Genomic DNA, 10,904 nt, shown 5'->3' with positions numbered 1-10,904 from the left:
CCGATCGCCGCGCTGCTGGTCGAGATGTTCCCCAGCCGCATCCGCTATACCGCGATGAGCCTGCCCTACCATATCGGCAATGGCTGGTTCGGCGGGTTCCTGCCCGCGATCGCCTTTGCGATGGTCGCCGCGACCGGCAATATCTATGCCGGGCTGTGGTATCCGGTGAGCGTGGCGCTGCTGACGCTGGTGGTTGGGCTGCTGTTCCTGCCCGAGACCTTCAGGCGGCACATCGAGCACGACGGCTAAGGCGAGCTAGCGCGCGCCAAACCAGTCCGCCACCGCCTGCCGCTGGGCTTCGCTCATATGGAGGCCGAGCTTGCTCCGCCGCCACAGCACGTCGTCGGCGCAAATGGCCCATTCAGCGTCGCTCAGATAGCGCAATTCGGCCTCGCTGAGGCCCACGCCAAAGCCGCGCCCCAGATCGGTCCAGTCCTTCGCCTCGCCCAGCCAGCGCGCCGCGCGGGTGCCATAGGCGCGGACTATCCTTGTGGCGTCGCTGTCGGACAGGAACGGGTGTTTCGCCTGCAGCGAGGCGATCAGCGCCGGTTGCCCATCGACCGGGAAATTGCCGCCCGGAAGGGGCGTCCTGGCGGTCCAGCCAGGAGCCGACAGTTCGGGCATGCGCTTGCCCAGCAGATTGACCGCCTCTTCCGACAGGTGGCGGTAGGAAGTGATCTTGCCGCCATAGACACCCAGCAGCGGCGCGCCCCGGGATGGATCCGAAATCGGGATGCGATAGCCGCGGGTCGCCGCCTCGGGCCTCCCGGACCCGTCATCGACCAGCGCGCGCACCCCGGCATAGGTCCAAACGACATCGTCCCTGGTGACCGGCTTCGCGAAATAGCGGCTGGCACTCTCGCAGAGATAGCCGATTTCGTCCGCTCCCGCGGAAACCTCGATCAGCGAGCCTTTGTGGTCGCGGTCGGTCGTTCCGATCAGCGTGAAATCGCGTTCATAGGGGATCGCAAAGCAAATCCGGGTGTCGGGCAGCTGGAAGATATAGGCATAGGGATGGTCGAACAGCTTACGGGTGACGATATGTGATCCGCGCACCCGGCGGATGCCATAAGGTGGCTCCTCGCCCGCCAGACGTGCGACATCGTCGGCTCCGGGCCCTCCGGCATTGACCAGCGCGCGTCCGGCAAACGTTCCTGAATGTGTCTCGACCAGCCAAAGGTCGCCTTCCCGCCGCGCCGACAGGACAGGCGTATGCGTCCGGACTTTCGCGCCCTTCTCATGCGCATCGAGCGCATTGAGCACCACCAGCCGGGCATCGTCGACCCAGGTGTCGGAATATTCGAAGCCGTCGGTCAGCGCCGGATCGAGCACCTTGCCCGCCGGATGCTTTCGCAGGTCGATCGCCTTGGCGCCGGGCAGCCTCTTGCGCCCGCCAAGATGGTCGTAGACGAACAGGCCGAGCCGCAGCATCCAGCGCGGGCGCAGGCCCTCGCCGCGGGGCAAGACGAAGCGCATCGGGCGGATCAGATGCGGGGCGATCCCCCACAGGATTTCGCGCTCCTGCAACGCTTCGCGCACCAGGGCGAATTCGTGATATTCGAGATAGCGCAGCCCGCCATGCACTAGCTTGGTCGAGGCCGAGGAAGTGCCGCTGGCAAGGTCGCGCGCTTCGAGCAATAACACCTTCGCGCCCCGGCCCGCCGCGTCGCGGGCGATCCCCGCGCCGTTGACCCCGCCGCCAATGACAATCACGTCGAAGGCGGTTGGATCGCTCAAATGTCGTGGCTCCGTTCGGGCGGACGCGCATGCAGCCTGCGGAACAGTTTCCCGCGCTCGCTGTAAAGGATCAGCAGCAGCGCCAGCGACGCCGCCAGCAGCAGCGACCAGGCGAGCGGCCTTGCCGTATCGTCATAGGCCTGGCCGATAGCGATTCCGATCACCGATGCCCCGAACATGCGGATGAAGGCCTGGATCGAGGCCGCTGCCCCGGCGATCTCGGCAAAGGGCTGCATCGCGATCGACCCAAAATTCGCGCCGAGGAAGCCGAGCAGCGCAAGATTGGCCGCCATCAGCGGCAGGAACCATTCGATCTGGTTGCTGTGCGAGGAATGCGAGACCCACACCTGCAGCGCGCTGATGGCGATGAAGGCGATCAGCCCGGCATGGGAGACGCGCCGCGCGCCGAATTTCTCGACGATCCGCGAATTGACGATGCTGGCGACCGCCATGGTCGCTGCTGTCGCCCCGAACACATAGGGGAACATGTCGCCCGCGCCGAAATGCTCGCCGACCAGCTGCTGGGCCGAATTGACGTAGCCGAACACCGTCCCGATCACCAGCGAAGTGCCGAGCACATAGCCGATCGCGGCACGCGAAGTGACCGAGATATACATGTTGCGCAGCAGCACCCGGGGAACGATTTCCTGGCGGTATTCGCTGTGCAGCGTCTCGGGCATGCGGATCCAGGCCCAGGCCGTCATCGCCAGGCCCATCACGCCCAGCCCGATGAAGATCCAGCGCCACCCGGCGACGTACAGCACCAATTGCCCGATACTGGGCGCGATCACGGGGACGGTAATGAAGACCGCCGAGATCAGCGAGAACACCCGCGCCATGCTGTCGCCTTCGAACTGGTCGCGGATAATCGCCCCGGGCAGCACCATCAGGCCCGCGCTGAAGAAGCCTTGCAATCCGCGCAGTACGATCATCTGCGTAAACGTCTGGGCAAAGGTGCAGGCAAAGCCGAACACGACGAAGGAAGCGAGCGAGATCATCAGCAGGCGCTTGCGCCCGAAGCGGTCCGCCAGCAGTCCCGGCGCCAGCGTTCCCGCGCCCGAGGCGAGCAGGAACACGCCGACGATCAGCTGGCGGTCATTGGCATCGAGCGCGCCGAGCTCCCCGGCAATCTCGTCGATCGCCGGCAGCATCCCGTCGATCGCGAGCGCGTGCAACGCCATCAGCATGGCGGTTATGAAGACCAGTTCGGTCCGGCCCAGCCTGCGGTGTCCGGGCCGCTGGACGATATGTTCGTCGGTCGAGTCCATCCCCCGCCCATGCCGCCCGGGGACGGCTAAGGCTAGAAAAAAGGGTAGCGGCAATGCCCCCTTCCCCGTTGATGGGGGAAGGATAGCGCAGCTTGCCTCCGCAGGAGGCTAGCGGAGCTTGGATGGGGGTGAGGTCGCGTTCCCACGAGATATCACCCCCTACCCAACTTCGACTAGGCCCGTTGGGCCAAGTCTCCGTATCCCTCCCCCATCGAGGGGAAGGAAGCTGGAGTGATCGCCACGACCCGCCTAAACTCGACACATGGACGATGGCGAAACGGAAGAATTCGACGAGGATGGCGAGGCCGATGGCCTTCGGAAAATCATCCATGTCGACATGGATGCGTTCTTCGCCAGCGTCGAGCAGCGCGACAATCCCGATTTGCGCGGCAGGCCCGTCGCGGTCGGCGGGGCGGGCGGAAGGGGCGTGGTCGCCGCGGCCAGCTATGAGGCGCGGCAATTCGGCGTGCGCTCTGCCATGCCCAGCGTGCGGGCGCAAAAGCTCTGCCCCGGCCTGGTCTTCGTGAAGCCGCGGTTCGAGGCCTATCGCGCGGTCTCGCAGCAGATCAGGGCAATCTTCCGGCACTTCACGCCGCATGTCGAACCGCTGAGCCTCGACGAGGCCTATCTCGACGTGACCGACGACATTCGCGGGATCGGTTCGGCCACCCGCATCGCCGAGCTGATCCGCACTCGCATCCAGAAAGAAACCGGGCTCACCGCCAGTGCGGGCGTCTCCTACAACAAGTTCCTCGCCAAGCTCGCCAGCGACCAGAACAAGCCCGACGGGCTGTGCGTGATCCGGCCGGGCGAAGGCGCGCGCTTCGTGCGCGACCTGCCGGTGCGGCGGTTCCACGGCGTCGGGCCAAAGGGTGCGGAGAAGATGGCGCGGCTGGGCATCGCGACCGGGGCGGACCTCGCGGCCAAGGACATCCACTTCCTGCGCGAGCATTTCGGCAGCTTTGCCGACTATCTCTATCGCGCGGCGCGGGGGATCGACCTCAGGCCCGTGCGCGCCCACCGCAAACGCAAGTCGCTGGGCGGCGAGCGGACCTTCTTCGACGACATTTCCAGCGGAGCCGCCGCCCACGCCAAGCTCGAGGAGATCGCCGGGATCGTGTGGGACCGGATCGAGCATTCGGAAACGCAGGGCCGCACCATCACGCTCAAGCTGCGCTACAATGATTTCCGGACCGTCACCCGCGCCCGCACGCTCGATCACCCTATTGGCGGCAAGGAGGAATTCACCCGCACCGGCCGTGAATTGCTCGACGAATTGCTGCCCCTGAAGCTCCCGATCCGGCTGATGGGACTGACCCTGTCATCGCTCGACAGCGGCGGTCCGGAAGAAGAGCGCAAGCCCGATACCGCCCAGCTATCGCTGCTCTAGCAGCGCAAGGCACTGGGCGACGAAGGCGTTGCAGTCGGCGGGCAGCGAATCCCGGGCGAAGAACCGCGCTTCGGCCACTTCGCGCCGGTCGGGGCGCGGCAGGCCGACCACTTCCCCGGCGAAGATGTGACGGACGATCGGTGCGCCGTGGAGTGTCGATTCATGGAGCGCAGCGGCGGCCAGGCCGAAGATCGCGCAATCGAGCTCTTCGGCGAATTCGCGCAGCGCGGCCGCTTCCGGGTCTTCGCCTGCGCGGACACCGCCGCCGGGCAAGGTCCACAGGCGGCTGCCATAAGTGTGGCGGACGAGCAGGAACTCGCCGGCGCCATTGGTTGCAACCACCGTCACTCCGGTGAGGCTGGGACTGGCGATTTTCCACCATGCCTTGCGCGAGGCATGCGCGAATTTGAGCCCCGCGCGGTGCAGCGAAGCGGGGATCAGGTGAAGCATGTCACTGGCTGGCTCGCCGTGCCCAGCAACCGCGCGACGGGCAGGTCATGCTCGCCGCGCAGGGCGGCCTCGAACACGGCGCGCTTGTCCTCGCCGCGGATGACGAACAGGATCTCGTCGGCATCGAGCAGCGCCGGGATGGTCAGGCTGATGCGGTCGAAGGGCGCTTCGGGCGGCAGCGGGTCGGGCGTCAGGCGCTTGACGCGCGCGGGCTCGTCCACTTGCGGATCGGTGTTGGGAAACAGCGAGGCGATATGCCCGTCATTTCCCATGCCCAGCCAGGCGAGCGCGAAATGCGGTGTTGTTTCAACCACTTCGAGCGGCACAACCACGGCACCAAGCGGTTCGAAGATCGCCCTGATCCGCCCGACATTGCTCGCCGGATGGGTTTCCCCGACCACCCGGTCATCGCCCGGCCAGATCGCGACCCGCTTCCAAGCTAGCGGCATGGCGGCGAGCCGTTCGAGAATCGGAAACGGTGTCGAGCCACCCGGCACGGTGACGGTCACCATTCCCTCCTGGCCAGCGAGCGCGGCCATGAGCCTGCCGTGCAGCCATTCGGCGATGGCGGCATCGTCCTGGCCCTTGATGAGGCTGACCCTGCTCATTGGCCTAGAGTATTCCGCGCGGCGACAGCCCTGTCCAGATCGCGGCAGCCAGCAACAGGCCCGCTATCACCAGCCTGATCGCCCGGAGCGGCAGGCGCGCCGGCAAGCGGCTTGCCAATGCCCAGCCAAGCGAAAGCGCCAGTCCTCCGCCGATCGCTCCGCCCAGCCCCGCGAGCAGCGGATCGCTCGCCGCAGCCAGCGCCACCAGGATGAAACGCGCCGCATCGAACACTTGCCGCGAGGCGATCACCAGGGCGATCGCGAACAGCGAGCGGGTCGGCTCCTTCGGTTCCGTCCACAGGAACGGCCAGGCAAGGTCGATCGCGGCGATCAGGAACGCCAACGCGACGATCGCCTTGATCATAAGGGGATCGAAGAGCTGCGCGATGACGGCGCCGAAGGCCGCTGCCAGAGCCGCCGTGGCAATCGCGGCGCCCCACGAAGCCGCCAGCAACGCGCCGGATCGTCCGAGACTTGCCGAAAGTCCGGCCACCATGCGCTGGTCCCGCCCGCCGGTCGCGGCGAGCAGGCAAGCGATCAGCGCCAGGAGAAAGCCGGACATTCCGGAAAGCTAGCATGAATTGATGGAGCGGGTGAAGGGAATCGAACCCTCGTCTTAAGCTTGGGAAGCTCCTGCTCTGCCATTGAGCTACACCCGCGAAGGAGCCGCCCTTTGCACGCTCTCCCGCAAGTGGTCAATCCGTCCCGGTAGGCGGTTGGGCGATTGGAACTTTGACAAATATGCTCGCCGCTCTACCGGACAAAGTGATTTCAGTCGAAACCCTTTCCAGACCGTCCAGACCGGAGCCGATCATGCGCCGCAGCCTTCCCTTGCTTCTCCTCGTTTCCGCCGCATCGCTGGCGGGGTTGACTGTCTCGACGCCCGCAATGGCGCAAGCCAGCGCCACGGCGGTCGCGGCCCAAAGCGAGAGCGAGCGGCTCCACGCCTGGTTCGAGGAGAAATACGAAGAATCGCTGATGACGAGCCCGCTCTCGCTCACCGCGCTGGGGCGCAAGGAGCGCTATGGCGAGCTCGACGACCTCTCGATCGAGGAAGCCGACCGGCAACTCGCCTGGTATGCGGCCACGGTCGAGGAGCTTGAGCGCGAATTCGATTACGACGCGCTCGGGCCCGAGGACCAGCTGTCCTACGATCTCTGGAAATACGACCTCGAGGGCGATCGCGAAGGGGTCAAATGGCGCGGAAACGCGTATATCTTCACCCAGATGCAGGGCGTGCACGGCCAGTTGCCGAGTTACATGATCAGCCTGCACCGGGTCGACACCGAAGCGGACATGCAAGCCTATATTTCGCGGATCAACCAGTTCGACCGCGCCCTGTCGCAATTGCTCGCCCGGGCAGAGGAAAATGCCGCGCATGGTGTGCGACCGCCCTATTTCGCCTATGACATCGTGATCGACGAACTCGGCAAGCTGGTGAGCGGCGCGCCGTTCGACGATGGACCGGACTCCGCGATTTTCGAAGACGGCAAGGCCAAGATCGTCGCGCTGGTCGACAAGGGCGAGATCGACCAGGCGAGGGCCGACAGCCTGGAGGCCGAACTTCGCCAGGCGCTGCTGACTTCGTACAAGCCCGGTTACGAGAAGGTCCTCGCCTTCATGACCGCCGACCGGGCCAATGTGCCCGAGGTCGCCAGCGGCGTCAGCAGCCTGCCCGACGGGCTCGCTTACTACCAGTATCGCTTGAACGACTGGACCACCACCGACCTGACCGCCGACGAGATCCATGAAATCGGCCTCGCCGAAGTGGCGCGGCTGCTGGGCGAGATGGAAGCGATCAAGGAGAAGGTCGGTTTCGAGGGGACGTTGCAGGAATTCTTCGATCACCTACGCGAAGGCGATTTCAACTATTACCCGGACACCGACGAGGGCCGCCAGGCCTATATCGACGACGCCACGGCCGCGATCGAGAATATCAAGGCCAAGCTGCCCGACTTCTTCGGCATCCTGCCCAAGGCGGGCCTCGAGGTCCGCCGGGTCGAGCCCTTTCGCGAACAGGATGGCGCGGCCCAGCATTATCGCGCGGGCACGCCGGACGGCTCGCGCCCGGGCATCTATTACGCGCATCTTTCGGACATGACCGCGATGCCCAAGAGCATGCTCGAAGTGATCGCCTATCACGAGGGCCTGCCGGGCCATCACATGCAGATCTCGATCGCACAGGAATTGGAAGGCGTGCCGACCTTCCAGACGCAGGCCGGCTATGGCGCCTATGCCGAAGGCTGGGGCCTCTATTCCGAATGGCTGGCCCGCGAAATCCCGGGCACCTATGCCGATCCCTATTCCGAGTTCGGCCGCCTGGCGAGCGAGATGTGGCGCGCGGTGCGGCTGGTGGTCGATACCGGCATGCACGCCAAGGGCTGGAGCGAGCAGCAGGCGATCGACTATTTCGCCTCCAACATGGCCGATTCGGAAGCAACGATCACTTCGGAAATCCGCCGCTACCTGGTGCTGCCGGGACAGGCGACCAGCTACAAGATCGGCATGCTCAAGATCCAGCAATTGCGCGCCCGGGCCGAACAGGCGCTGGGCGACGAGTTCGATATCCGCACTTTCCACGATACGGTGCTGGGCGGAGGCAGCATGCCGCTAGACCTGCTCGAACGCCGGGTCGACACCTGGATCGCCGCCGAACTGGCGGATTGACCTGACGCTGGGCGGGGGTCCTTGATGCCCTGCCCCGCCCGCTACCAGCCCGATTTGGGCAGGTAATAGATCGGCGAGGTCCAGGCCCGTTCCTGCAGGGTGGCGGGGACCTCCCTGGACAGCGCAATGCCGTTCTCGACCGCGAGATAGGTGCTCCAGCGCGGGGTCGGGATTTCGAGCACCCGCGCGTAATAGATCGCCGGGACAGCGGGATCGAATTCGGGATCGGTCCATTCGCCGGTCAGCCGCACCGCACCGATCGTGTTACGATAGCTCGCGGTCTTGAGGTCGACCGTGCTCCCGATTGCCGGCAACCTGCCGTCGGCGCCCAGCCTGCGATCGCCGGCCCAGCTGACCTCGAATATCTTCTCCCTCGGTTCGCCATCCTCGAGCCACAGCTTGATCACCTGGATCCGGTCGAGATTGCCCGAATCCGGATCCTTCAAGGCATCGAACAGGAAAGTCGGGGCCGCGCGGCCCTGCCGGTCCGAAGGCAGGTTGCCGCCCATCGGCACGCCCCAACGATAGGCGAGGTCGGCCCAATTGTCGCGCCCGGTCACGCCCCTGGCGAAGTTCCAGCCGCCGAACATGCGCACCTGCATCCTTGGGCCTGAGGTGGCGAAAACCTCGCGCCGCTTCATCGCCGCGAAGATCGCTTCCCTGGTGTTGCGCTCGGCCCAGACGCCGGTGATGCCGCTGGCGCTGATCTTGACGGTCGGGCCGTTGAGCACCCCGCCGCCGCCCGACATGTCGGGATGGAGCAGCGCTTCGGGCTTCGAGATGTCGTCTGCCCCCAAGGCCATGGTGCGGTTGAATTCCTCGGTTCCCGACACCGCCAAATGATAGTCCGACGCGCCGACGAAACCGTAGCGGAACGGGTTTACGCCGAGCTTCTGCTGGAGGATCAGCCCGCGCTGCAGCGCTTCGCGGACATAGGACCCGCCGATCGGGCGGTAGAGCCGGGTCGGATCGTTGTAGAAATAGTGGTTCATCAGCTCGAAATCGGCGAATTCGTCGGTCGGCGAGAGCTCGGGATGGGTCTCGCTGGTGCCCTTGGTCTGGGTGATTTCGGCGAGCGGCTCGTTGCGGGCCGACATTTCGGCATATTCGCGATCCATCCAGCGCGCGGCGCTGTCCTGGTAGGAGAAGGCGAGCCCGTCCGAGAGATTGGAATTGTGCGGGATCATCAGCGAATCGACCCCGTTCGCCCGGTTGGATTCGGCATAGCGCCACAGATCGCGGACATCGCGGCTGTCGAGCGCACTGAACGGCAGGTCGGGATAGGTCGGCCCGGGAAATACCGTCACCCGGTGGAAATGGGCGTTTCCGGGCGTATGCGACCATTCGAAGCCGACGAAGGTCGTGAACTGTCCCGGCCGGTAATAATTCTCCGCCGCGTCGATCACCCGGTTCCAGACCGACCGCCGCAGGTCATAGCGCCTGAGTTCCGGGAACGGCCCGGTCCGGCCCGAAAATCCCGAGCCAAGGATCTGTCCGCCGGCCCCGCCGAAACCGCCATCGGGCGGCGTCGCGAGGTCTGCCGGCCAATGCGTGTCGCCGAGCGGTCCCTCCGGATCCCGCGCGAGATTGACCATGCCGAGATATTCGGCGTGGTCGGTCACCGCGAGGAAATCGAGCCGCGCCTTGCGCTTGTATTTGCGCCCGAGGACTTCGACCTCCTCGCCCATGGCAAAGCGATAGGCGGCCTCCGGCCCGAGCTGGACGCCGCTCGCCACCGCCGCATCGAAGGACATTCCGGTATGGAGGTGGAGATCGCCGAAAAAGGCATGGCGCTGGGGATGGGGCACGAAATTCGACACCTGGGCATCGAGTGCGGCCGAAGCAGCAAGGACTCCGGCTCCAACCACCAACCCGATTACCGTCAAGCGTCTCCCGCGCATCGAACCCTCCCATTGCCGGGTGGCTTTATGCACTCGGATTCACATCTTTGCCAGACCGGAGGCGATTACGTGCGTCAGTCGCCGCCAGCCACTTCGCGCACCCGATACTGCAAGCGCAGCGCCTCTACCATCGCATCGATCCGCTCGCTACGGGCATTCTCGACAAAGGCGCTGGCGACCCGGTCGCGCACCTCCTCGAACGAGGGAACCTGCGCCGCTTCCCGTTCGCCGACCAGCACCAGGTGCCAGCCATAGCCCGAGCGGAACGGCCCGCTCCATCGGCCGAGCGGCGCAGCGTAGATCGCCTTGGCCAATTCGCTGTCGCCGAACAGCTGGATCGCATCCTGCGGGCCGAGGCTGGCGTATTCGGCCTGCAGCGGCGAGCGGTCGGCGGTGGCGGTCCGGCCCGCTGCCAGCGCCGCTGCGGCGCGCGCTTCGGCCTTGTCCCAGCCTTCCCGGTCGGGGTCGAAATAGAGCAGGCGGATGCTCGCCCGCGCGGGTAGGCTGAAATCCGCTTCGTGCCCTGCAAAATAGGCCCTGAGCTCGTCTTCCGGCACATCCTCCGGCAGGATGTCGGCCGCGAATTCCATCTTCTGGATCAGCCGCTGGCGGATGATCGCGTCGCCCTGGTCGAGCCCCTGCCGCAAGGCTTCGCGATAGAGCATTTCCTCGCGCACATAGCGCTCGAGCAGCGCGTCCATTTCGCCGGCGTTGGGATAGGTTCCCATCTGCGCGCGATAGGCGCGCGAAATCCGTTCGCGCAGGGCCGGGTCGATCACGATCTCGCGCTCGGGGTTGCCGCTGAAGCCGCCGAAGACGAGGAACAGCGCCGCGCCAACCAGTCCGAACTGGACCAGCGGCTCGCGCAAGGCGCGCTTGAGCC

General features: G+C 65.6%; 10 protein-coding genes and 1 tRNA gene. 3 read left to right on the top strand and 8 right to left on the bottom strand.

Translation table 11 applies throughout. The features are described 5' to 3' along the window. Positions 1-249, top strand: a 249-nt coding sequence (locus AC16XC_RS01605) for an MFS transporter (protein WP_484032883.1), incomplete at its 5' end; no start/stop codon positions are given. A gap of 6 nt (positions 250-255) precedes the next feature. On the opposite strand, the gene AC16XC_RS01600 is transcribed toward AC16XC_RS01605, so the two are convergent. Both AC16XC_RS01600 and AC16XC_RS01595 read right to left on the bottom strand, forming a co-directional pair. Further along, entirely contained in the window at positions 256-1,737 is a 1,482-nt protein-coding gene (locus tag AC16XC_RS01600) for a glycerol-3-phosphate dehydrogenase (RefSeq protein WP_484032882.1), read from the bottom strand. Beyond that, entirely contained in the window at positions 1,734-3,005 is a 1,272-nt protein-coding gene (locus tag AC16XC_RS01595) for a multidrug effflux MFS transporter (protein WP_484032881.1), read from the bottom strand. Before AC16XC_RS01595 ends, AC16XC_RS01600 begins: the two co-directional genes overlap by 4 nt. Positions 3,006-3,267: 262 nt before the next feature. Here AC16XC_RS01595 and dinB point away from each other — a divergent pair, with 262 nt between their 5' ends. Next, the gene (gene dinB, locus AC16XC_RS01590; protein ID WP_484032880.1) at positions 3,268-4,395 is read left to right on the top strand and encodes a DNA polymerase IV; all 1,128 of its coding nucleotides are present in this window, start codon (positions 3,268-3,270) and stop codon (positions 4,393-4,395) included. Here dinB and AC16XC_RS01585 read toward each other — a convergent pair. From AC16XC_RS01585 to AC16XC_RS01570, 4 genes are all read right to left on the bottom strand, one after another. Beyond that, complete coding sequence (locus tag AC16XC_RS01585; RefSeq protein ID WP_484032879.1) at positions 4,381-4,845, bottom strand: NUDIX hydrolase; 465 nt, start codon at positions 4,843-4,845, stop codon at positions 4,381-4,383. The two genes, dinB and AC16XC_RS01585, sit on opposite strands and share 15 nt — an antisense overlap. Beyond that, positions 4,833-5,453 carry a 6-phosphogluconolactonase gene (locus AC16XC_RS01580; RefSeq protein WP_484032878.1) on the bottom strand — a complete coding sequence of 207 codons (621 nt, stop codon included), beginning with the start codon at positions 5,451-5,453 and terminating at the stop codon, positions 4,833-4,835. The genes AC16XC_RS01585 and AC16XC_RS01580 overlap by 13 nt, the downstream gene beginning before the upstream one ends. A 4-nt stretch (positions 5,454-5,457) precedes the next feature. Continuing rightward, positions 5,458-6,015: a TMEM165/GDT1 family protein gene (locus tag AC16XC_RS01575; protein ID WP_484032877.1), complete on the bottom strand. Its 558-nt coding sequence runs from the start codon at positions 6,013-6,015 to the stop codon at positions 5,458-5,460. A 23-nt stretch (positions 6,016-6,038) separates the two neighbouring features. Continuing rightward, positions 6,039-6,112: transfer RNA gene (locus AC16XC_RS01570), tRNA-Gly, on the bottom strand. A 154-nt stretch (positions 6,113-6,266) separates the two neighbouring features. Between AC16XC_RS01570 and AC16XC_RS01565 the strand changes: the two genes are divergently transcribed. Next, positions 6,267-8,120 (top strand): DUF885 domain-containing protein, encoded by a 1,854-nt coding sequence (locus AC16XC_RS01565; RefSeq protein WP_484032876.1) that lies wholly within the window; start codon positions 6,267-6,269, stop codon positions 8,118-8,120. Between the two features lie 41 nt (positions 8,121-8,161). Here the strand turns inward: AC16XC_RS01565 and AC16XC_RS01560 are convergent, their stop codons facing one another. Together AC16XC_RS01560 and AC16XC_RS01555 are read right to left on the bottom strand one after the other, a co-directional pair. Further along, a complete protein-coding gene (locus AC16XC_RS01560) occupies positions 8,162-10,021 on the bottom strand; it encodes a DUF3604 domain-containing protein (RefSeq protein WP_484032875.1) in 1,860 nt (619 codons plus the stop codon). A gap of 74 nt (positions 10,022-10,095) precedes the next feature. Further along, positions 10,096-10,904, bottom strand: an 809-nt coding sequence (locus AC16XC_RS01555) for a peptidyl-prolyl cis-trans isomerase (protein ID WP_484032874.1), incomplete at its 5' end; no start/stop codon positions are given.

The sequence above is a fragment of the Candidatus Andeanibacterium sp. genome (assembly GCF_057143545.1).
The sequence above is the reverse complement of the archived record's forward strand: the minus strand, read 5'-3'. Positions and strand labels throughout refer to the sequence as shown.

Bases quoted from the DNA above. Each gene is read 5' to 3' on its own strand.
- AC16XC_RS01595 (WP_484032881.1), bottom strand. From the start codon at position 3,005: ATGGACTCGACCGACGAACATATCGTCCAGCGGCCCGGACACCGCAGG.
- dinB (WP_484032880.1), top strand. From the start codon at position 3,268: ATGGACGATGGCGAAACGGAAGAATTCGACGAGGATGGCGAGGCCGAT.
- AC16XC_RS01585 (WP_484032879.1), bottom strand. From the start codon at position 4,845: ATGCTTCACCTGATCCCCGCTTCGCTGCACCGCGCGGGGCTCAAATTC.
- AC16XC_RS01580 (WP_484032878.1), bottom strand. From the start codon at position 5,453: ATGAGCAGGGTCAGCCTCATCAAGGGCCAGGACGATGCCGCCATCGCC.
- AC16XC_RS01575 (WP_484032877.1), bottom strand. From the start codon at position 6,015: ATGTCCGGCTTTCTCCTGGCGCTGATCGCTTGCCTGCTCGCCGCGACC.
- AC16XC_RS01565 (WP_484032876.1), top strand. From the start codon at position 6,267: ATGCGCCGCAGCCTTCCCTTGCTTCTCCTCGTTTCCGCCGCATCGCTG.
- AC16XC_RS01560 (WP_484032875.1), bottom strand. From the start codon at position 10,021: ATGCGCGGGAGACGCTTGACGGTAATCGGGTTGGTGGTTGGAGCCGGA.